The sequence below is a fragment of the Streptococcus oralis genome, assembly GCF_024399415.1.
In the GTDB taxonomy this organism is placed as follows: Bacteria; Bacillota; Bacilli; order Lactobacillales; family Streptococcaceae; genus Streptococcus; species Streptococcus oralis_CS.
The window spans coordinates 1,641,444-1,665,191 of sequence record NZ_CP029257.1; the positions used below are offsets into that span (position 1 = coordinate 1,641,444).

Sequence of the window (23,748 nt, forward strand, 5' to 3'; positions counted from 1 at the left end):
ATTCAAAAAAGTCACCTCGGTCTGAGGATGGATAAAGGAGATAGGACAGAAATCGCTCCAACAAACTAGGTTCTTTCAGCCCACCACAGTTGACAAAAGGCTACAAAAAAGGGCGGGATTCTTGTCCCAACCTCTCTACATCTGATCTTTTGCTTCTTTTAGTTTACCATAAAGAATGTAGTCTACTTTTTGCAGATCTGCTATGGTGGCACAGTTAAGGGCACACATGATCAAACGCAGATCTTCTTTCCAGATTTGGACAATACCAATCACCTCTTCGACGGAGTAGGTTTCAATCAACTCTAGAACAGTACGTGACAGTCCTACAGCCTTGGCACCAAAGACCAAGCACTTAATCATATCCAGCGGATTCCGAACGCCTCCACTGACCAAGAGTTCGACCTTGTCTTTCCAGTCTTGGGCATTGAGGAGGGCTTGCATGGTGGACTGGCCCCATTGATTAAGGTAATCATGCTGGCCACTGCGACGGTTTTCAATGTAAGCAAAGCTGGTGCCACCACGACCCGACAGGTCAACCGTTCGAACGCCCAGTTCATAGGCTCTTTCGATGGTCTTCACATCCATCCCAAAGCCCACTTCCTTTAAAATGATTGGAACAGGGATCCGCTTGCTATAATCTGCTAGATGCGATTGCCAGCTTCGAAACTTTCTTTCTCCCTCTGGCATGAGCAATTCCTGCATGACATTGACATGCACTTGCAGGAGGAGAGGATTCATCGCTTCTACAGTCTGAAGTCCTAACTCAACAGGCTTGTCCAATCCAATATTGGTTCCAAGAAGGAGATTTGGATGGCTAGACTTGACAGAAAATGAATCATCTGTAGGATCCTTGAGGGCTGCGCTATAAGAACCCGTCACGAACAAAATCCCACAGGCTTCCGCCACCTGAGCTAGTTTTTGATTGATTTCTCGTCCTTTATCACTTCCACCTGTCATGGCATTGATATAAAAAGGAAAATCCCACTTTCGACCAGCAAATTCTGTGGAAAGATCGATTTCATCCAGGTCGTAAAGAGGCAAGGAAGAATGAATCAACTCCACCTCATCAAAGCTGTTATAGGAACTTTTCTGCTCAAGGGCATAGCGGATGTGCTCATCCTTACGATTTGTCGTCATGTCCTATCCTTTCTTGGTATAAGAGCTCAATCTCCAGATCGGCCCAACGATTTTTTAAGGTTTCAGTTGATTGCTCATCAAAACTCAAGGCAATCCCACAGTCACCACCACCAGCGCCACTACTCTTGGCAACAGCCTGCAAATCTTGACTGGCTTCTTTCAACTGTCTCAGCGAAGGTGTGTATATATCTAGGCTCAAGCCTTCTAAAAGCTGACTGGCTGTTTCCACCTGCTCGATGATTTTTTCTGCATTCCCCTGCTCCAAGGCTTCTACCAAAGCAGCAACCGTTGCTTTTGAGGAACTTAAAAAATTCTGGTCTATGTTTCGCTTGATTTGCTGGACCATTTGACTCGATACGGCTACTTCCTTGGTCCATCCAACTAGGAAATCACATTCTAGACCTGGTTTTACTTGTGAGATAGAAAAGCCCCAAGCACGCTCCAAAACTGTTGCCAAGCTTTCTTCTTCCAACCAAGTAGCTATCTTCTTTCGATCAAAAGACTGGTAGAGAACCAAATCCTCTGCCACAATACAGGCAAGGTCTCCCATAGAGCCATTGTCGCCTCGCTTGAGTAAGACCGCGCTAGCCAGCTTGAATAAGAGATCCTGATCAATTGAAAGATTATACAGAGCCAGCAGGGCCTTGATCACCAAGACAACGACGCTACCACTAGAACCCAGACCAAACTTTTTGCCTTCCCGTTCCATTTTGCCACGGATTTCCAAAGAAAAAGGTCTCAAGGTTTGCCCACGATAAACGAGGAAATCTCCCACTAAAGCAATCGTTTCTTGAATCAAACTGTAGTCAGGATTTGGCGTCAAGTCCACTGCAAAATCAAACAGATCTGAGTAGATACGGTAGCTGTCAGAAAAAGCAATCTCAGCCTTCATATAGATGGGGATGGCCTTTATCAAGGCCATCTGCCCTGGCTCTAGAATAGCATATTCACCTGCCCAATAAAGTTTTCCGCAAGTTTTAACAGCAATCATCTTGGCTCAAATCCTTTGTTTTTGACACAATCAAGCGGTAACGTTGACCAAAGACTTCTGACAAATGCTCCAAGTCTTTCTCCTGACAGAGAACCTTGACATTGGGGCCAGCATCCATGGTAAAGTAACAGGCTTCCCCTTGCTCACGAAGTTGACGGACAAAGTCCATGGCCTCATAAGTCGCATCCGTCAGATATGAAAAGGCTGGACTAGCAGTTTTGGTCGTAGCGTGCATGGCTAGGGCATTTTTCTCAGTCAATTCCCCAACTTTGGTAAAGTCATTTTCCTTGAGATAAAGCAGCATATCTTGATAATCTTTCTCAGACTGACGCACCCAGTCATCAAAGGTCGTCGAGGTTTCCACACAGAGTTTCATCCCATCACGGCTAGAGATTGGTTTTTTCTTGTCCTCTAGCACCAACATGATCATGGCTAGTTTCAAGTCTGTCTCTACAGGGTAAATTTCCCCACTATCCTTGTCCCAGGCCCCTAGTGGTCCATAAAAACTCCGAGAAGAAGAGCCTGAGGCAAACTTAGCCTCCTGCGCCAACTGGCTCCGATTCAAACCAAGCTGAAAATAAGCATTGCAAGCCTTGACCAAGGCGGACAAACCGCTAGAACTGGAGGATAAACCCGCTGCAGTCGGCATGTTGTTTTGGGTATCGATACGGACAAAACCCTCACCTGCTGGACGATAGCGGTCGATGATTTTGCTCATCTTGGCATGCTCCGCCTCATTTTGGAGCTGACCATTGATATAAAAGGCATCCGCCGTCGCATGGGCTTGTAGAGGCGACAAGGTCGTCTCTGTATACATATTTTCCAAAGTCAGAGAGATACTGCTAGTAGCAGGAACCATCTCTTTTTCTTTTTTCTTTCCCCAGTATTTGATAATGGCAATATTTGCGTAGGAACGTACTGTTACAGGCTTTCGATCCATGTCTGAACAGCTCCTTTCTCTTCTAATCGTTTTGCTAGTTCTTCTGCTTGATCCAGATTGGCTGCCAAGGCGATAATACAGCCTCCTAGCCCACCACCGCTCATCTTGGCACCCAGAGCTCCGTAGCTAAGAGCCGTTTCAACGAGGGAATCTGCCTCAGGGCTGCTGACACCAATTTCTTTTAAATGTAAATGCGCTTGACTGAGGATTTGTCCCAGTTTTTCAGCATCTTTTGTTTTTATCGCATCTTCTGCCTGCTGGGTCAATTCTCCCAAGGCATGCAAAAACGGTAGGGCATCCTTCCCCTTGCTTTGAACTACTTGGATAGCTTCACGAGTGTGACCATACACGCCCGTATCTGCAATGACCAAATAAGCGGATAGATCCATCTTAAGCTCTGTAAATCCAAGGTTCTTGATAAAGCGAATAGGCTGGTCACTGAGACAGGTCTTGGCATCCAACCCGCTCGGATTCATATGGGCAATCATCTCAGCCCGATTGACCAGGATTTCCAGTACATCATGAGGCAGTTCGGCTTGATAGTAGTCAAAAACAGCTCGAATGGCCGCTATGCTGATAGCCGCAGACGAACCCATCCCTCGTTTTTCAGGGATAGCCGAGTCAATCACACAGCGAATGCAAGCATCCTTGATATTTAGATGCTCAAGCGAGGCATACACCGCCATGGACAAGGTATCCTCCTCATAAAGACGCCACGGGCTTTCAGCAGGGACCACCTTGCAGGTCACCTCCACCTCTAAGAGAGGCAGAGAAATAGCTGGATAGCCGTAGACTACCGCATGCTCTCCTATTAAAATAATCTTACTATGTGCCTGACCGACACCAACTTTTTTTGTCATGTTTTCCTTTAACCAGACGGAAAGACCGTCTCATTTCATACAGTAGTATTTTCTCCTATCTATTTTATTATATTTTCACAAAAAAAGCGATTGTTTCCTTCACAATCGCCTCTTTCATTATTGGACCCATTCGCCATTATAGTTGACAAAATAGCCTTCTACGGTCGTATTCACTGCTAAAGCACCTGAGCTGTAAGCATAGTACCATTTGCCATTGACCTGGAACCAACCAGTCTTCATATCGCCATTACTTGTATGTAGATAATACCAAGTCGAACCTTCCTGATACCAGCCAGTCGCCATAGATCCTGATGAACGAAGGTAGTACCATTTGTTACCAAGGTATTGCCAGCCCATTTTCATATCACCATTTTCAGCATCTAAATAGTACCAAGTGGAGCCTTCCTGATACCAGCCAGTCGCCATAGATCCCGATGAGCGGAGGTAGTACCACTTATTGCCAAGTTGTTTCCAACCTGTTTGCATGATGCCAGTTGTTGGATCTAAGTAGTACCACGGAGCAGGTTTGCTTCTATCAATACCAAAAGTAACATGAAAATCTTGAGTCCAACCCTTAGCAACTTCACCAATTGGTAGTGGATAGTAAGAATCATCACCAGAACTTCCTAGCTTATTTAAATAATACCAATTACCGTCTTCATAAATCCAACCTGTCTTTACAGCATAACCATTATCAAAATAATAAGTTCTCTTTTCAGGAGATGGAGTATATTGTTCACCATATACTTTTCCTGTATTTTCAGATGTTTTTGCCTCTAGTACTTGTTTATCTGTTTGTTCTAGCAAAGCTCCATCTGAGCTAAAATAATACCATTTTTGTTGGAGTCCAATTTCATTAATTGGTTGGTTATCTAATAAATTATCACGATAACCTGTTCCAGGAATTTCTAAGTATTGCCATCCAACTACCATTTCTCCTTTATCACCAAAATAGTAAGTTTTACCGTCTATTTTATGCCAATAGATTGCTTTATGATCATCTTTTACATAATATTTTCTATTATCCTTATCAACAAACTGTCCACCCGTGGTATCTGCAGATACAGTATTTGTCGCTAGCAAACCAAAGAAAAATATTGCTAGTGCGACTTGCATCATTTTTTTCAAAAGCTTCATTTGTATCTCCTCCAACATTAAATCCACTCACCAGATGAAGCAAAGTTATAAACTTTATCATCGATAGTTTGGCTACCTGTAACCATTGCTCCAGAGGAATTGAGATAATACCAGTTTCCATTTACTTTTGTCCAACCTGTCTTCATATCTCCATTACTTGCATTTAGGTAGTACCAAGTTGAACCATCTTTCACCCAACCAGTTGCCATGGCTCCTGATGAACGAAGGTAGTACCACTTGTTACCAAGATATTGCCAGCCTGTTTTCATATCGCCATTTTCAGCATCTAAATAGTACCAAGTTGAGCCTTCCTGATACCAGCCAGTTGTCATAGCTCCTGATGAACGGAGGTAGTACCATTTATTGCCAATTTGCTTCCAACCAGTTTGCATGATACCAGTTTCTGGATCTAGATAGTACCAAGCTGAACCATCGTTTATCCAACCTGCACGTCTTTCACCACCAATATAGTTTTCTCCATTAATTTCCGTTTTAGCTAGATAATACCAATTAGACTGGTCATAAAGCCAACCTGTCTTTAAAGAATGATTTTGATTAAAGTAATAGTTCGTGTAAAAACTCTTCTCTTCTTTATCTTCCGGATTTGTACGTTTTTCACCATACTTTCTTCCAACACTGTCTTTAGTTTTAATCTCTAATGCTTTCCAACCAACAAACTCTTGTAGCACTCCATTTTTATCGAAGTAGTACCACTCTGGCATTGGGGAACCTTCTAATCTTATGCCATTAGGGTAAGGACCAATTGTATATCCTTTAACTGGCATTGGAATGTATTGCCAACCAACAACCATTTCACCATTATAATCAAAATAATAGGTCTTGCCATCAATCACTCGCCAGTAGGTTTCTTTGAGGTCCCCCTTCTTGTAGTAGGTTCTACCATTTTCTTGGACAAATTGCCAGCCTTCCGAATCAGTATCATCCGCAAAAACGGTGCTTGTCACTAGCAAAGCAAAGAAAAAGACTGCGAGTAAAACTTGCATCATTTTTTTAACTATTTTCATTAGATCTTTCCTCCATAACTGATTGTAGCAAAGACTTTACTGTATGTCAATATATAGAAACTTCTCAAAAAAAGCAGTTACACAACTGCAACTGCTTTTCTATTCTTGCATGGTATACCCAACACCACGCACGGTTTTAATGTAGCTTTTTTGACCTTTTACATCAAGCTTGCTACGTAGATAACGGATATAAACATCCACAATATTGGTTTCTGTCGCACTTTCGTACTTCCAAACACTTTCCAACAACTGCTCACGAGTCAAGACCTTCTTGCTTCCCATGAGAGTGGCCAAAAGGTCATACTCACGGCGCGTCAGAGCAATCATCTCCTCGCCACGATAAACGGTATGATGTTCTACATCCATACGCAAATTGCGGTAAGACGTTGGGACCTTCATCTGACTACAGTGTTGGTCGATAAAGTCCCGACCTCGGAAAATCGCTGAAATACGAGCCACCAGCTGATCAATAATCACTGGCTTATAGATGTAAGAAACGGCGAAGCGCTGGATTGTCTCAATCTGGTCTTGCAATTCTTCGCGATGGTCCAAGACCATGATCACTGAAGCTGGTTTTGTCCGACTCAGCCTCTCTGCAAAATCCTGGGCCGTCATATCCCCCAGACGAGCATTCAGTAAAATCAAGTCATAATCCATCTGGAGAGCCATGGAGAGGGCTTTTTGCCCCTCCTCGACCAGATCAACACGGTATTGCTCTTTTTGGAGTTCCAGACTGAGAAAATGAGCAAGATTTCGTTCTTTCTCAAGTAATAAAATCCGTTTCCCCATGGCAGACCTACTTATTTTTCGTCATACCAAGAGTAGTGGAATGTTCCTTCTTTGTCTTTACGTTGGTAAGTGTGGGCACCAAAGTAGTCACGTTGTGCTTGAATCAAGTTAGCTGGAAGGTCAGCTGAACGGTAGCTATCAAAGTAAGTAATAGCTGCTGAGAAGGTTGGCACTGGTACACCAGCTTGAACAGCAAGAGCTACGATATCACGCACTGCTTGTTGGTACTTAGCAGTAACATCCAAGAAGTACTCATCCAAGAGAAGGTTTGCAAGGTCTGCATCGCGGTTGTAGGCATCTGTAATCTTTTGCAAGAAACGAGAACGGATGATACAGCCATCACGCCAGATAGATGCGATGTCTGCAAATGGCAAGTTCCAGTTATTTTCTTTAGAAGCCACACGCAATTGAGCAAAACCTTGTGCGTATGAGATGATTTTTGAGAAGTAAAGCGCTTGACGAATCTTTTCGATCAACTCAGCCTTGTCACCTTCAAATTTGAAAGCAGCTGGTTTTGGAAGGACCTTGCTAGCATGTACACGCTCTTCTTTGTATGTAGAGATGTAACGCGCAAATACTGACTCAGTGATGAGTGACAATGGCACACCAAGGTCAAGAGCTGATTGGCTAGTCCATTTACCAGTTCCTTTGTTTCCTGCAGCATCGAGGATGTAGTCTACGATTGGTCCATCTTGACCTTCATCGTCTTTACGGCTCAAGATATCAGCTGTGATTTCGATCAAGTAGCTGTCCAATTCACCCTTGTTCCACTCAGTAAAGATTTCAGCCATGTCTTCTGCAGAAAGGCCAAGCAAGTGTTGCATCAAGTCATAGCTTTCTGCGATCAATTGCATATCACCATACTCGATACCGTTGTGGACCATTTTCACATAGTGACCAGCTCCATCAGGACCGATGTAAGTCACACATGGTTTGCCATCTTCTGGTGCTTTTGCTGAAATTTCTTCGAGAACATCCGCAACCAATTCGTAGGCTTCTTTTTGTCCACCAGGCATGATAGAAGGACCTTCAAGGGCACCTTTTTCACCACCAGAAACCCCAGTACCGATAAAGTTGATGCCAGAGTTTGCCAATTCTTCATTACGACGGATGGTATCTTTGTAGAAAGTGTTTCCTCCGTCAATCAAGATATCACCCTTGTCAAGGTGGGGAAGAAGAGCTTGGATTGTAGCATCTGTACCAGGTCCTGCTTGAACCATGAGCATGATACGACGAGGTTTTTCGATTGAGTTTACAAAGCTTTCCACGTCATAGCTTGGCACAAAGTTCTTTTCAGGATGGCAAGCAATGACATCTTCTGTTTTTTCTTTACTACGGTTGTAAATGGCAACTGTATAACCACGAGATTCGATATTTAGGGCAAGGTTACGACCCATTACGGCCATACCAACGACACCAAAGTTAGCTTTTGTCATGTGACACTCCTCTTGTTTAATATGTTTTATTTTATCATTTTTACCTATGAAAGGAAAGAATTTTGTAACGGAGTCCTAGTAGTCCAAGTCATCCGCATGACCAGAACCATTCCCTACAAAGTAACCCGTCTTACAGTTGAGGGTGAAGAGATAGGTTCCATCTGGTTTATAGAGGTTGTAATAACCATTTCCGTTTACGATATTGACACGTTCTAGGATATATTGATTTCCAGTGATATAGCCACGAGCACGTGATGTTGCTAGGACTTGTTCCAATACACCATCCGCAAACGTCCAAGCAGGGTTGTTGCTATCGTCTACAGCTGATTGGTTGTAGGGTACACGACTAGCACTTCTTTGAAGATTAACCCCATCGCCAGACAAACCACCATTTGTGTCTCTAGCTGGTGCCGTAGTGCTAGTTGAAGGTGTAGTGCTGCTCGCATTGCTTTCTGTAGCTGAACTTGAGCTTGCTTGACTCGTGCTAGAGCTCGAACTTGAGCTGGAAGCACTGGTTTGTTGACTCTTACCAAGACTAATGGCCTTATCCAAGAGTTTGTCTAGTTCTGTGTTCCCTGTCTTGATTTCTGTAAATTTAGCGTCTGCCTTGGCTTTCGCATTGGTATCCAAGACACCATCAGTGATTGCTGGGCTTTCAAAGAGGGCATTAACATCTTGAATGGCCTTGATTTGAGTTGCTAGGCTATCATATCTTGACTTAGCTAGTGTATAATCACGGCTACCTTCTAACTTATCTAGCAAGGTTTTCAGTTGGCTCAATTTATCAAACTGGCTGTTTTTCAGAGCAGTCTTATTAGCATCTGTATAGAAAGTATCATAGAGATCATTGAAGTCTTTCAAAGCTGTTTGTGTCCCTTGATCATCCGAAGAGGCTGCTTGAGAAGACTGGATTTCTTGGTTTGAACGAGACACTTGACGGTAGACATAATATGTTCCAGCAAGCACAAGGATTGCAGCTACTACCGAAGCAATGATGATGACACCTTTCTTCTTAGAGCCTGTTTCAGGTTCTGTTTGAGCCGAACGTGATAGAGGTGTATAGGTCTCCTCTTCTTGTTCCTCATTTATTTCCTTGGGCTCTGTTTCTGTTAAAACGAGAGGCTCTATTTCAGCATTTTCTTCATCTTGAAGTGGGGGAACAAACTGAGTAGTCTCATCATTTTCTATCTCTTCAATAGATTCCTCAGCAACCATGTCTGAATTGTCTACCTGATCAGAAGGTTCACTTGATTCACGAACTTCTTGGATCATTTCCTCTAGGTTTTGAGTAGAAGCTAGCTCTTCTTTTTTAAACTGACGAGTTTCAAACTTGTCGGCTTCGATTTCTTCACGGTGCTGTTTGATGTATTTGTCTAAGATACTGTCCTCAGGCAATACTCCTGCTTCGACCTCTTCATTCTTACGAATGACTTGACCAACAGTCAAGTCTTTTGCTTCATCAAAGTCGAATTGTGGTTCTTGATGTCCTTTTTTATGACGATCACGTCTTTTCTTACTCATGAGTTCACCTTTCTATTTTACCTCTTGGCGTTTGACACGCTGACCAAAGTATTGATACAAATCCACTTTTAAGGTCCCGTTATAGAGTTTTCGTTTTTTGTCAGCTGGACTTCCGTACTTGCTTTCAAAAGCTTCGTCACTCGTCAGGATAAACTTACTCCACGTTTTCAGTGGTGCAAAGACTTGTCCCATCTCAGCATAGAGCTTGGTAACTCCTGCATCATCAGACAAACGTTCCCCATATGGTGGATTGGAAATGATAACGCCATTAATCTTGTCAGTGCGCAAGTCCTGTACCCGCATTTGCTTAAAGGTGATATCACCTGCGACACCTGCTGCTTGAGCATTTGCCTTGGCAATTTCCACCATGCGAGCATCGATATCACAGCCCATAATATCCAGCTCGAGTTCACAATCAATTTTCTTAGCCGCCTCTGTGCGAACTTCTTGGATTAACCGATCGCTGACCCAGTTCCATTCTTCAAAAGCAAAGGAACGGCGAAGGCCTGGAGCCATCTTTCTAGCAATCATAGCCGCCTCGATACAGAAAGTTCCTGAACCACAGGTCGGATCAATCAAGGGCTTGTCTGGATACCAGTTAGAGAGTTGTAAAATGGCCGCCGCCATATTTTCCTTGATTGGCGCTCCACCCTTTTCCGTACGATAACCACGTTTAAAGAGACTGGATCCTGTCGTGTCAATCATGACAGTTGCCACATCTTTCAGGATAGATACCTCAATCTTAAACTCGGGACCAGTTTCCATCAAGGGAACTCCTTCTGGACGGGCATAGTGTTTTTGTAATTTCTTCACAACAGCCTTCTTAGAAATAGCCTGAACACTGGGTTCGTTGTGGAGTTTAGACTTGACACATTTTGCCTTTGATATCGGGAAACGTGCTCCTAGAGGGAGATAGTTTTCCCAATCTAGAGCAAAAACACCTTGAAAAAGCTCTTCAAAAGTCTTAGCTGGAAAACTTCCGACTACAATCTTGATGCGATCCGCCGCGCGAAGCCAAAGGTTGGTCTCAATGATTGCCTTCACATCTCCTTGAAAGCGAACACGCCCATTTTCAACCTGGCAATCATAACCAAGGTCTCGCACCTCACGTCCAACGACAGCCTCAAGACCCGCCGCAGCAGTTGCGATTAAATTAAATTGTTCTTTCATTTCTAGTCTTGCAAGACCTTTCTCTTGTTCACTTTAAAAAATGAGGTTGAGAAAGATTTCTCAGCCCCAACCTATATGCAATTTTCTATAAGCCATGTTTTGTTCCAGAAGTGACTAGGACCACTTCCTTCGATAATCATCTGTCTACCGCTAACAGCATAAATCTGCTAGCAGTCAGAGTACTACGTTCGTTTCCGTGCACTCCATGCCCCGACCAAAATTTGGGTTGCTAGCTTGAGGGGTTTACCGCGTTCCACTCTCTCTGTTTCCAGAAAGACTCCGTCACTGTGGCACTTTCAAGCCTATTCTGACCTATCCGAAGACTTAGTCATTTCGACTGCCGTAACGATTTCTCGTCCCTAGGCTTATGGATTCGCCTAGCACAAACACTACAGGCATCACAGCCTGTGCTAGCATGGACTTTCCTCATGAAAAGAGAACCTCTTCACGCGATTATCCAAAAATTGCACTCATTCCTTAGTCAATTATAAATCTTGGTTGTCTAAGATTTGCTTACCAAATACTTCTTTTTCGAGACGATTTAAGCGTTTCAAAATATCAAAGTTTGTCATTGAGGTAGAAGCTGTTACTTCAATAGAGTCTGGTTGAGTTGGCGCTACCTGTGGTTTATGAGATAATTCTTCCTTCAAATCAGCAATCTCTTGACGAAGGGATTTGACCAAAGCTGCGTAGGTTTCATAATCCTTAATCACATCATCTAGGAATTCATCTACCTCTGCTTTGCTGTATCCACGTACTTCACGTCCAAATTCTTGTTCAAAAATATCTTTCGCTGAAAATATAATACTTGCCATGTCTCTCTCCATTCTGGGTTACTAGTATTATTATATAAAAAAAGACAAGTAAAAATCAAGGTCAAAGGCTTACTTTTCAGAAAAATTTTCTACTATTTCATTCAAGTCCTCAAATGTTAATCTTCTTGTAACATAGTCCGCTTGATTTTTCATCATTTGGTAAAAATATCGTAACTTGGTTTCCTTTTCTTCGTCGTAAAAAAGATAGCAAGTATCTGTATTCTCCAGCAGAAATTTCTGATAATCACGCAGTTGCCCCTTGTGCTCATATTGTGGATAGGCATATTTGACAAAGTCAACCTGCTTGAACTCACTCAATTTCGCTTGATTTGCTTCATTCCAATTACTGCCATGGGTTTCAAAATCAAAAATGGTCGCCAGCTGAAATCCATAGTCTGCTTTCATGTCTTTCGCCACCTGAAGCGCCCAGTACTCAAAGCCCAAGGTCCCTGTAAAGACAAGCCAGTTCACCCCATCCTCTGCTAGACGTTCCAGGTCTCTCCGAATGGCTGTTTTGATAATATCAACGCGAATATCCTTGTCATTAAAGAGACCAAGGTCGAAGGCTGAATAGCCTAAAATCAAGGCTGATGTCATTTTTAACCCTTTCTTTGTAAATTTATGATATAATAGAGTGATGTTATTGTACCAATAAGGAGAATTATGGTCAACTATCCACATAAAATTTCATCTCAAAAGAGGCAAGCACCCCTGTCACAAACTAAAAATTTCGCAAATCGGGGAATGTCTTTTGAAAAGATGATCAATGCTACGAACGACTACTATTTGTCGCATGGGTTAGCTGTTATTCATAAGAAACCGACTCCCATCCAAATCGTACGTGTCGACTATCCCCAACGAAGTCGTGCCAAGATCGTTGAAGCCTACTTTAGACAAGCCTCAACTACTGACTATTCAGGGGTTTATGATGGATACTACATCGACTTTGAAGCAAAGGAAACCAGGCAAAAACATGCGATACCGATGAAGAATTTTCATCTCCATCAGATCCAGCATATGGAACAAGTCCTTGCCCAGCAAGGAATCTGCTTTGTACTCCTTCACTTTTCTTCTCAGCAAGAAACCTACTTATTGCCGGCTATTGACCTCATCCGTTTCTATCATCAAGATAAGGGACAGAAGTCAATGCCACTTGGATATATTCGAGAAAATGGATATAGGATTGAGCCTGGTGCCTTTCCTCAAATTCCCTACCTCGACATTATCAAAGAACATTTACTAGGTGGTAAAACAAGATGAACAAACAAACTTTTCTGCGAATAGCTAAGTATGTCAGTATCAGTCTCTTAACTGTATTTATCGCAGCTGTAATGCTTGGTGGAGGTCTCTTCCTCTACTATGTTAGCAAGGCTCCCGAACTTTCTGAAAGTAAACTAGTCGCTACAACGTCAAGTAAGATCTATGATAGCAATGACGAGCTTATCGCTGATCTTGGTTCGGAACGTCGGGTCAATGCCCAAGCAAACGAAATACCGACCGATTTGGTCAACGCTATTGTTTCGATTGAGGACCATCGCTTCTTTAATCACCGAGGAATTGACACGATCCGTATCCTAGGTGCTACCCTCCGAAACCTTCGTGGTGGTGGAGGTCTGCAAGGAGCTTCAACCTTGACGCAGCAGTTGATTAAGTTAACTTATTTTTCTACGTCAACTTCTGATCAAACCCTTTCTCGTAAGGCTCAGGAAGCTTGGTTAGCCGTTCAGCTAGAACAAAAAGCGACTAAACAAGAGATCTTGACCTACTACATCAACAAGGTTTACATGTCAAACGGTAACTACGGAATGCAGACAGCTGCCCAAAGTTACTATGGCAAGGATCTCAAAGATTTAAGTATTCCTCAATTAGCTCTCCTTGCTGGTATGCCTCAGGCTCCAAACCAGTATGATCCATACTCGCATCCAGAAGCTGCTCAAGAACGTCGTAATCTCGTCCTCTCTGAGATGAAGGGGCAAGGTTACATTTCAGCTGAGCAATATGAAAAAGCGATTAATACTCCGATTACAGATGGACTTCAAAGTCTAAAATCGGCTAATAGTTATCCTCCATACATGGACAACTATCTCAAAGAGGTAATCGATCAAGTCGAACAAGAAACAGGCTACAATCTCTTAACGACTGGTATGGATGTCTACACCAACGTTGATCCTAAAGTTCAACAACATCTCTGGGATATCTACAATACCGACGAGTATGTCAACTATCCAGATGATGAAATGCAAGTAGCTTCAACGATTGTGGATGTGACAAACGGGAAAGTCATTGCTCAGTTAGGTTCTCGTCACCAATCAAGCAATGTTTCCTTCGGAATCAACCAAGCTGTTGAAACCAACCGTGACTGGGGTTCTACCATGAAGCCAATCACAGACTATGCTCCTGCCTTGGAGTATGACATCTACGACTCAACTGCTTCGATTGTACATGATGTTCCATACAACTATCCTGGAACAGATACCCCTGTTTACAACTGGGATAGAAGTTATTTTGGAAACATCACCATCCAATATGCGCTCCAACAATCACGTAACGTTACAGCCGTAGAAACCTTGAACAAAGTCGGTTTGGATAGAGCCAAGACCTTCCTAAATGGAATCGGTATTGACTATCCAGATATGCACTATGCCAACGCGATTTCAAGTAATACGACTGAGTCAAACAAAAAGTACGGAGCAAGTAGTGAGAAAATGGCTGCTGCTTACGCTGCTTTTGCTAACGGTGGTATCTACCATAAACCAATGTATATCAACAAAATCGTCTTTAGCGATGGTAGCTCAAAAGAATACGCTGATCCTGGTACTCGTGCCATGAAAGAGACGACCGCCTATATGATGACAGAAATGATGAAGACTGTCTTAGCATACGGAACTGGTCGTGGTGCTTATCTCCCTTGGCTACCTCAAGCTGGTAAGACTGGTACATCAAACTATACAGATGATGAAATTGAAAACTACATCAAAAATACTGGTTATGTAGCTCCAGACGAAATGTTTGTTGGTTATACTCGCAAATATTCAATGGCTGTGTGGACAGGTTACTCAAACCGCCTTACTCCTATCGTTGGTGATGGCTTCTACGTTGCAGCTAAGGTTTACCGTTCAATGATGACTTATCTGTCTGAGGATAACAACCCTGGCGACTGGACTATGCCAGAAGGCCTCTATCGAAGTGGTGAGTTCGTCTTTAAAAACGGTGCTCGTTCTGCATGGACTGCTCCTGCTCCGCAACAGGCCCCAACACCAGAAAGTTCGAGCTCGACATCAGAAAGTTCAACTTCACAGTCAAGCTCAACTACTCCAAGCACGAATAATAGTGCAAACAATAATACCAATAACCAGCAACCAAATACAACGCCTGGTCAACAAAACCAGAACCAAAATCAGAATCCTCAACCAGCACAACCATAACATTTATCACCCAGATTTTTCTGGGTGATTTTTTCATAGCTCTATTGCATTTATGTGCTTAACAAAAGCCTGAGAAGACATCTTCTCAGGCTTTTTCTGTACTATAAACCTCATTGGGAAAGATAGGAAACGGATTTCGTAATCTTGTTAAGAGGTTTTACTAAATACTAGTCTTTCTTTGTTTTTGCGACAAAGATAGTAGATAGAGCTAGTCCAACACTTGCCAAGAAAATAGCTGTTTCTGACTGTTTCTCACCAGTTTCTGGCAATCTCTTGTCTTCTTTGGCAATTTGAACTGGTGCTCCTGAAGTCTGAGTTTTTTCTAACGAACTTAGCTTGAACTCTGGTTTCTCTACTGTCGGTGCTGCCTGGTCGCCTACTGTTGCTAGCGGGCCTGTGTATTCTGGCAATTCATGCACTAGAGCCATCACTGCATTGACACCACCCTTGAACTCAGGTTTCTCTACTGTTGGAGCCGCTTGGTCTCCTACTGTCGCTACTGGGCCTGTGTATTCTGGAAGCTCATGTACCAAGGCTTCAACTGCATTGACACCGCCCTTGAACTCAGGTTTCTCTACTGTTGGAGCCGCTTGGTCACCTACTGTTGCTAATGCGCCTGTGTACTCTGGAAGTTCATGTACTAGGGCTTCAACTGCATTGACACCACCTGTGAATTCAAGAACCTCAAGAACGGGTGCTGGTTCTTCGCCCTTACTTGACTGAACAGGTTCTTCTGTTAATTCTTGATGGAAGCTTGCCAATTCATAAAACTCAGCCTTGCCACCTTCCCAGACTAATTTGACGTCTAGAAGAGAGCCACCATTTCGGATAGCGAAAGTTTGGAGACTAGATGTAATGGCACCGAGGTCTGTCCAACTGTCTTGACCATCCTTGAGTGTTCTAGCAAGAACACGTGCTTTCGCTCCTTCAGGAAGACTGGAAACAAGACGAAGGTGGTTAGCATTAGTCGGCTCAGATAAGTGATACACCAATTCTCCCTTGTCTTTTTCAGACTTGTAGCTGGTCAAGACTTTGCCGTCTACAAGATTATTATAAAGGTTGCCCTGACTTTCTCCACTACTTCCTTCTACTGTTGGATCATTGATTGGTTTGACAAATTCACCGTCATTGATCACTAATTCTGTAAATCCTACAAAACGGGCATCATAATCCGCTGTATAGAGGACACGGAGATAGTTGGCTTTGACTGGTGTCGTCAATTCGCCCTCTATGTAGCGATTTCCTGGCATCTTAGAATCATGTGTCCAACCATCTGTCAATGAATCATCGTGTGTGCTGTTGGCCACACCATCTCCTACTGTCACGACATCTGTCCAAGTTTTACCGTCTTGGCTGACTTGAATCTTACCATCACGAAGGTAGTTTTGTGTTCCGTCTTGGATGTAGGCTCTAATCTTCTTGATAGTACGTTCGCTACCAAGTTTCAAGGTTACGTGGCCATCTTTATGAGCATAGTCTGAAAACTCAACGAAGTTGTTGTAAACACCGTCAAATAGTTGATCTAGGTTGTTCAGTTTACGAACATCATTGCTTCCGTATGTTGGATGAATTCCCATTGAAGTTGATTCCAATTTTGTTGGTTGCACTTCTTTGGTTGTCACAAGGAGAGAAGTGGCTGTCACAGCTTGTTCCTGATCTGTTTTATTGACCAGACGAACATAACGTACCAAATGGCTCACTACAGATCTGTCTATCAACTGGCTAGCTGGCATCCATTCTTGCGCATTTGCAGAGTACTCAAGGCTAAGAGCTGGGTTGGCTTGGCCTTGGAGCTGGATGCTCTTGACCTGATGGATACGGTCAAGTTTCATACCTAGATAGCTATTTGCAGGAAGTTTAGTTCCAGCTGGAATTTGAAGCTCGTAACTGCCCAAGCTATCCACTACCGGCGTTTCCTTCAAGGCATCGACGTTGGTGTCCGTTAACTCACTGTTTCCAGAGCGTGTCTCAACAGAGAAGTCTTGGATACGCCACCAGAGGTCAAGGGCCTTGGTATTGCGTACTCGGATGTAACGAGCATTGATCGCTCTGGTCACTTCCTTGGTTTGTTCTCCTGATAGGCGATCCAACTCTTGCCATGCAGTTCCATCTGTAGAATACTCAAGTACACCTGTGGCAAGCTTATCACCCGTTCCTTGGCGAAGTCGTACTTTAGTGACTGACTTGACTTCACCGAGGTCAAGTTGTGCCCAAGCATCTACTGGTGTCGTATTGCTACCGTCAGCATTTGCCATCATGGCTTCTGTATTGTCCTTGCCATCAGTGATTTGACGGGCTGAGGTATTTAGTTTGTAAACTAAGTTTGAGCTTAGACTAACTGTCGTTGCTTGTTGGCTACGAGCTTTTTCAACTGGACGGTTGACTGCAATTTCCTGAACTGCAAACCAAGTGTTCTCGCGGTCTGCTGTCGCAATCATGCGAACTGCTTTGGCCTTGATGTTGAGATTCTCAAACTTAAGCAGGGATTCATTTCCGACATAGCTTGGCTCTTTCAAGGTTACCCAGTTGTCATTTTCATCTAGATACTGCACTTCTGCCTTACTAAAGGTATCACGTGGATTTGCCTGCGTTCCCATAGCAAAGGTCAAGGTTTGAATCGCTACTGGCTTGTTGAATTTCATACCGATATAATCACCTGTCTTGATGCTATTTGGTGATTTAATAATCGCATGAGTTGCCAAATCGCCATCCGTTACTTCTGCTAAACCACCTTCTACACCTGTTCGATTGGTGATAAAGGTACTGATGATTTGATCTGGATGCAAGACTTTTTGAACTTCAGATGCCAGAACTTCTTTCAGGGATAGGATAAATGGACGAATATGTTGAACACCCAATTCAGCTCTTTCCATATGGTCTACATAATGGAAGGTGTGAGTTTGAGACTGTTCGTACAATTTCAAACCTTTATAGTAGCTGTCCCAAAGTTTGGCTGCATCGTTTGTAGCCATGGCTTCAGTTCCTGTAAGGAAGGCATCGAGAGCATTCATTTGGTCAATTGCATTATCCAACCAATAGTGGATTTGGGCAACCATCTTTTTATCGCCTGATGCTTTATAGAGTTCGGCTGCTTCTTTAATCTTGGCAAATTCTGCACGCAAGGCTGCACGTTCAGCAGTTACATCCTGACCAGCTTTGAGCTTGGTCATGAAGTCTGTCAATTTTGGAGCCAAGTCTACAGATTCTTCTAGTTTGACGACACGATTATCCATGTTTTGGTTGATCATGTGCTTACCAAGTTCACGGAAGGCTGCTGATACCTTACTATCTTCAAAATGACCATTTTCTACAAAGTTGAAGGCAATGTCATTGATTTTCTTAGCTTCTTCTTCTGATTTCCACTGTTTCCATGAGTATTGAGCTCCTGAAAAGAGGGCAATCTTAGATGGTTCAGACTGTTGCATTGGGTTCAACATGATACCAGATAGCAAGCTTGGATCCACATTTGGATGAAGGAATTTCTCACCACCACCTAGAATCAAGTGTTGTTTAGAGTTATCTGTTACCGGCCAGTTAATCCAAAGTGAAACTGGGCGATAGGTCTTGCCACCTGCGGATAGATTGTTTTTGAGAGTTGAAAGGAAGCTTTCAGAGACTTCACCCCAAATCTTACCACCAGTAAGCGTCATGGATGCTGAACTTGGGAGATTTTCATTGAGGGATTTCAACTCATCTTCACGTCCATTACCCCAATACTGGCCAGGAACAAAAATCATTTCTTTACGAAGACCGCTGTAAGTTCCCTGCATTTCAGTCAACCACTTGGTCATATCTTGCATCAAGCGGTTGTAGCTATTGTAGCCTCCGACTGGGCTCGGTGCATCATCTGCAAGGATACCAAATTCGCGGACACCCACTTTCATCAACTGGGTAAATTTGGCCTTGATGGTTGCCAAATCTTCTTGGTAATGCGCTTCATTGCCAAAGCGGATACGGTTGTTCATGAATGGATGGATAGTCCAGACATAGCGTGTTTTACTTTGATTTCCGACACGAGCAAGTTCACGGATTTCAGCTAGTTTTTCTTCTGGATAGAGTTCACGCCATTTCTTGTTGTGGTATGGATCGTCTTTTGGTGCAAAGAAGTATTGGTTCAATTTCAAATCGCCACCAAAACGCATGAGTTCTGCACGATCGGCATTCGACCATGGGTTTCCATAGTATCCTTCGATGAAACCACGGTTCTTGAGCTCTGCGTAATCTTCTACTGTTACATTGCGAAGGACTGGTACTTGGCTTTCCTTGAGCATGTGTTTCAAGGTTGTCAAACCATAGAAGACTGCATCAGTGTCTTTTCCGACGATAGAAATCGAATTATCCTTGATACTCAAGACATAGGCGTCAATCTTGTCAAAGAGACCTGCTGAAACATTGGACAAGTTTTGCTCTGCTTGTGAACCTTGTCCATGCACTCCAAGATAGATATTGGTTGCGCCAGCGATTGCTGCCTTACCAGTTGTATAAGATACTTGATTGTCCTGCAAGACACTCTTCAAGCGATTGCGAGTATAGATATCGAGTTGATCGCCCATGACCAGATTGACTTGCTTGCGAAGGGCTGTGACTCCTTCTCCATAAGTCACTTTTTGTGGAGTTGGGAAGACCTTGTACTCTTTCTTGAGATAGTCTGCGCTCTTGCTGGCAGTGGCAATGCTGTCTTCGCTAGCTGGTTTACTTGCAGTGAATTGATCTGCCAATTCAACTGTTCCATCACCTGTTTGCTCTACTTTTGGTTTTTCTGGTGTAGTTGGTTTTTCTGGTTGACTTGGTGCAGGCGTTTCTTGCTCTTCTTTGACAGGTTTTAATAGATGAACTTCAGCTGCACTTGCAAAACCACCAACGCCTTCCAATACTTTCAACTCAATCTTGTTGGTATCTACCGCCGCAAAGTTGACTGTTTTTTCTTGGGCGTTATTGTCCCAGCTTCCTTCTGAAACCTTGACCATTTGGCCATCTTTTTGTGCGTAGATTTCGTAGCGCGTCACGACACCATTTCCACCACCTGGGCGTGGGAGATAGGTCAAGCCATTGACTTTTTCTGCTTCTTTCAAGGTCATAGTAAGGGTGTATGGCGCAGTGTCACCAGTCCATTTAGTATGCCAGAAGGTATTTGGATCATTGTCAAAGGCCTTTTCAACAGCGCCTTCAGTCGCGTTTCCTGGAAGTTGCTGACTGCTTGCGGTTGCAGTAATCTTATCATTTGAAATCAAACGAGGATTTACAAATGCTTTATCCGACAACTCTGCGCTATGCAAGATTCCTTTGAATCCACCGATGCTTTCAAGCGGTAGTACCAAGCTATTGTGGGCAAAGCGAGGGTGGGCTGGATTTGCGATACGCTCAATCTTTTCACCATCCACATAGACTTCGGTTGACTGTGGTTTAGTCACGATGGAGATTTGATAACGTTTGTTCTTTTCAAGTTTTTTATTGAATTGGATATGGAACTGTTCAAACTGGTAAGCAAGGTAGCCGTCTTTATCAGCTAGATAGATACGGTTGTCCCCACTTGTTGAGAAGGTTTGTTCCCCGTCTCCAGTGACAGTCACATCAAACTTCAAGACGTGACTTGGACCAACATCACCAGCCAAGCCTTCGATACTGCTATCTTTCTCAAAAGCCAATCCCTGTTCGCTTGCCTTCACCTTCTTGCTTGCATAGTTCTTGACTGTTTCAGAATTGATGGTAAACAAGTCGCTTTGATCAATCTCTTTATCAGGATTTGACTGTGGCGCATAAGGGCTCGTTGGTAGGGTGCGTTCTGCAAAGGTCGCAGCTGCACGGTCAGATCCCCAGGTGCGTTCTGCAGTGGTTTGCATGCTCTTGAAGAAGCGTTTGAAGATGTCATAAGAGGTCAAACCAGTCTCATGAAGGTCGATATTATCATTCCAAACTGCGTGACCACCACCAAGGATACTTGGATGAGAAGCTGGTAGAAGTGGACCTCCACCTGTTCTAAAATCATTCGGTGTCCAGCTATTGTACTGACGTTCGTAGTTAGCATAGTCCCCGTAGGCTGCTTGACTATTGCTTCCACTTGGCACACTATAGGTCGGTACATCCGTGATATTGATAATCTTAGCTCCCTGAGCAATGGCTTCATTTGGTCGTTGCCATCCGATACTCCAGATATCAACCTCTACTCCGTTCCAGTCAACAGGAGTGTTTCCACGTTTCGCACTGAGCGAGCCCCAGATACGAGGGGTATATCCCTTTCCTTTAATGTATTTGATAAGGTCATTGACATAGCGACGATAGCTTTCTCTGCTGCCATAGTATTCATCCGTTCCGATATGAACAGTGGACACGCCATGAAGCGGTGCATCTGGACCATCGAGGAGTTTGTCATAAACTGATTTGACAAATTTAAGAGTTTCTTCGTACTTGTTATCCAAGTCTAGCATGGCTACGCGCTCAACATTGTGCTTGCCTGCATAATCGCTCAAACTACCTTGATACATGAGATCTGGACGAACTTTGACAAATGATAGTGCATGACCTGGTGTATCAATTTCTGGCACTAGGTTGATATGCAAGGCCTTGGCAAGTTTAATCAGATTTTGCATTTCTTCCTTGGTATAATGCTCGTCTGATGTTAGTTTTTGTCCATTCTTACCGACAATGTCTGTCTCCACACGGAAACCAGTCTTGGCATGTTCAAGAACATACTTGAGTTGTTCTTCTGGTGTTAAGCTCTTACCTGCCAAGTGTTCCTTAAGGAAGATATAGTTATCGTTGAGGTGCAACTGCAAGTCGTTCATCTTGTAGTAAGCCATGTTGAGCATGATGTCTACAAGAGTGTCATAAGGGATAAATTTACGACCTGTATCCAGCATAAAGCCACGGTGGCTGAAACTTGGGAAATCACGAATTTCGCCATTTTGGAGGTTACTTTCTCCCATTTGAAGAAGGGTACGAGTGGCGTAGAAGGCTCCTGTGTTTGTGGCAGCTTCGATGGTAATCACATCATTTTGGATAGTGATGCCATACCCTTCTTTACCATAACCCTTGTTTTCAACTTTTTTAAATTCGATTCGTTTTTGAGCCTGCTTGTCACCTGTTGCTAGTTCCAATCCACGGCTAGCAAGGTCTGACTGATAGAAGGTTGCAGCCTGATCAAAGCCAGAATCACCCGTCGCAAGAACTGTATCTGAAGTGATAGAAGATTGACCTTCTTTCCCATACCATTGTTGAACAGCTGGTGCTACTTTTGGTTTGACACCCACACCTTCGTCCTGATGTAGCCCCTTGATGACTACTTCAAATTCCTTAGTGAAAGTATGACTATCTTTGATTTGTTGGACCATGACCTTGACGCGTTGGTCTGTCAAAGGCTTATAGATGTGATTTTGAAGGTCAATCACACCTTGCTTGTTGCTTCCGATAAGGCTAACTTTCCCTGGTAAAGTTGGTAAGACAAGAGACTGTCCATCTTCTGCTACTGTTAGTTCGGTTACTTGGCGGATATCCGTTACCTTACTATGGTCCGGAACGTTAGAATAAGCTCGAATTTCTTGGATTCCAACATTTCTCCAGTTCATTGTTCCCGCTTGGTAATCATTGACCTCCAATTTGAGGTACTTAGCTTGGATACTGTCAGCTAGGTCTACTTTCTCGTCTAAAACTGGATCTCCAATCTTGGTATGAGCTAGTTTCCATTGTTTTTCTCCATTAGCGCCCACGTCTTCTTGACCTGCATAGTAGAGACTCCAAGATTTGATATTGGGGTCATTTTGCCCATTACGAAGACGACGATCCCAGTCAATTTCTACATGTTTGATCAAGGTAGTCTTTGGCAGAGTTAGTTCAAAAGTTGGTTTTGGTACATCTTTGTCTGTAGCCCAACGAGTATTGTCATCTCCGTCGATAGCCTTATCCGCAGTAAAGTTGGTACCAGTCTCATGGTTGCTCGCCTGAGCAGTAGCACCTTCGAGATGATTGACATCTTCTCTATCTTCAATTTGCTTTTCAGCTGGTTTTGGTGCGGGCGTAGCAGTTTCAGCTGGTTTATTGTCTGCCTTTGGTGTTTCAACCGGTTTCGGCGTTTCTGCTGGCTTGGGACTTGTAGGACTTGTCTCTGGTTTTGCCTCTTCACTTGTTGTAGGATTGCTTCCTTCGTCAGTCGCTGGAGTTTCTTCATGACTTGCTTCTGTTGCAGCTTCTGCATCCGCCTTTTCAAGCGCAGCGGCTAAATCATCTGGTAACTTATCCAGTGCTTCAACATGGGTGATGCTTCCCTCTGTTTCTGAAGGCGCTGCTGTTTCTGCTGCCTGAACCATATTGGCTCCAAAGATACTAGCACCAATCATAACGGAGGCTGCACCTATTGCAAATTTTCTTATACTATAGTGACAGCGTTTCTCAAAAAAATGTCTATCCATCTTTCTCCTATTCCTTTCATCCGCGTACATGAGTAAGCGGTATCATTTCTCCTTTGAAAAAGGAGAGAACCAAGAGGTCCTCTCCGGCTGTTTGTTCCTT

The 23,748-nt window shown here is 43.4% G+C and carries 15 protein-coding genes and 1 other RNA gene; 2 read left to right on the top strand and 14 right to left on the bottom strand.

Features of this window, described 5'->3' with window-relative positions; genetic code table 11:
• Positions 1-135: 135 nt before the first annotated feature.
• From fni to DG474_RS08030, 13 genes are all read right to left on the bottom strand, one after another.
• Positions 136-1,137, bottom strand: coding sequence for a type 2 isopentenyl-diphosphate Delta-isomerase (gene fni / locus DG474_RS07970; protein WP_049520863.1), 1,002 nt, complete (start codon positions 1,135-1,137; stop codon positions 136-138).
• Positions 1,121-2,128, bottom strand: a complete 1,008-nt coding sequence (locus DG474_RS07975) for a phosphomevalonate kinase (protein WP_000562445.1) — start codon at positions 2,126-2,128, stop codon at positions 1,121-1,123. Before DG474_RS07975 ends, fni begins: the two co-directional genes overlap by 17 nt.
• Positions 2,115-3,068, bottom strand: coding sequence for a diphosphomevalonate decarboxylase (mvaD, locus tag DG474_RS07980; RefSeq protein ID WP_000375374.1), 954 nt, complete (start codon positions 3,066-3,068; stop codon positions 2,115-2,117). The genes DG474_RS07975 and mvaD overlap by 14 nt, the downstream gene beginning before the upstream one ends.
• A complete protein-coding gene (gene mvk, locus DG474_RS07985) occupies positions 3,050-3,928 on the bottom strand; it encodes a mevalonate kinase (protein ID WP_255778022.1) in 879 nt (292 codons plus the stop codon). The genes mvaD and mvk overlap by 19 nt, the downstream gene beginning before the upstream one ends.
• 117 nt (positions 3,929-4,045) lie before the next feature.
• Positions 4,046-5,065 (bottom strand): choline-binding protein CbpC, encoded by a 1,020-nt coding sequence (cbpC, locus tag DG474_RS07990; RefSeq protein WP_255778023.1) that lies wholly within the window; start codon positions 5,063-5,065, stop codon positions 4,046-4,048.
• A 17-nt stretch (positions 5,066-5,082) separates the two neighbouring features.
• Positions 5,083-6,090, bottom strand: a complete 1,008-nt coding sequence (gene cbpJ, locus DG474_RS07995; RefSeq protein ID WP_255778024.1) for a choline-binding protein CbpJ — start codon at positions 6,088-6,090, stop codon at positions 5,083-5,085.
• Positions 6,091-6,189: 99 nt separating this feature from the next.
• A complete protein-coding gene (locus DG474_RS08000; protein WP_255778025.1) occupies positions 6,190-6,879 on the bottom strand; it encodes a response regulator transcription factor in 690 nt (229 codons plus the stop codon).
• Between the two features lie 11 nt (positions 6,880-6,890).
• The gene (gene gnd / locus DG474_RS08005) at positions 6,891-8,315 is read right to left on the bottom strand and encodes an NADP-dependent phosphogluconate dehydrogenase (protein WP_000158772.1); all 1,425 of its coding nucleotides are present in this window, start codon (positions 8,313-8,315) and stop codon (positions 6,891-6,893) included.
• 75 nt (positions 8,316-8,390) lie between these two features.
• Positions 8,391-9,836: a cell division site-positioning protein MapZ gene (gene mapZ, locus DG474_RS08010; protein WP_044021314.1), complete on the bottom strand. Its 1,446-nt coding sequence runs from the start codon at positions 9,834-9,836 to the stop codon at positions 8,391-8,393.
• Between the two features lie 12 nt (positions 9,837-9,848).
• Positions 9,849-11,006, bottom strand: coding sequence for a THUMP domain-containing class I SAM-dependent RNA methyltransferase (locus tag DG474_RS08015; protein WP_255778026.1), 1,158 nt, complete (start codon positions 11,004-11,006; stop codon positions 9,849-9,851).
• Between the two features lie 83 nt (positions 11,007-11,089).
• An RNA gene (rnpB, locus tag DG474_RS08020) (RNase P RNA component class B) lies at positions 11,090-11,471 on the bottom strand.
• Between the two features lie 20 nt (positions 11,472-11,491).
• Positions 11,492-11,821: a cell division regulator GpsB gene (gpsB, locus tag DG474_RS08025; protein WP_000146523.1), complete on the bottom strand. Its 330-nt coding sequence runs from the start codon at positions 11,819-11,821 to the stop codon at positions 11,492-11,494.
• Positions 11,822-11,890: 69 nt separating this feature from the next.
• Complete coding sequence (locus DG474_RS08030; protein WP_049520856.1) at positions 11,891-12,418, bottom strand: SLOG family protein; 528 nt, start codon at positions 12,416-12,418, stop codon at positions 11,891-11,893.
• Between the two features lie 66 nt (positions 12,419-12,484).
• Here DG474_RS08030 and recU point away from each other — a divergent pair, with 66 nt between their 5' ends.
• Together recU and pbp1a are read left to right on the top strand one after the other, a co-directional pair.
• Complete coding sequence (gene recU / locus DG474_RS08035; RefSeq protein ID WP_000248756.1) at positions 12,485-13,081, top strand: Holliday junction resolvase RecU; 597 nt, start codon at positions 12,485-12,487, stop codon at positions 13,079-13,081.
• Positions 13,078-15,246 (top strand): penicillin-binding protein PBP1A, encoded by a 2,169-nt coding sequence (pbp1a, locus tag DG474_RS08040; RefSeq protein WP_001041840.1) that lies wholly within the window; start codon positions 13,078-13,080, stop codon positions 15,244-15,246. Before recU ends, pbp1a begins: the two co-directional genes overlap by 4 nt.
• A 167-nt stretch (positions 15,247-15,413) precedes the next feature.
• On the opposite strand, the gene DG474_RS08045 is transcribed toward pbp1a, so the two are convergent.
• Entirely contained in the window at positions 15,414-23,648 is an 8,235-nt protein-coding gene (locus DG474_RS08045) for an SIALI-17 repeat-containing surface protein (RefSeq protein WP_255778028.1), read from the bottom strand.
• Positions 23,649-23,748: the final 100 nt, after the last annotated feature.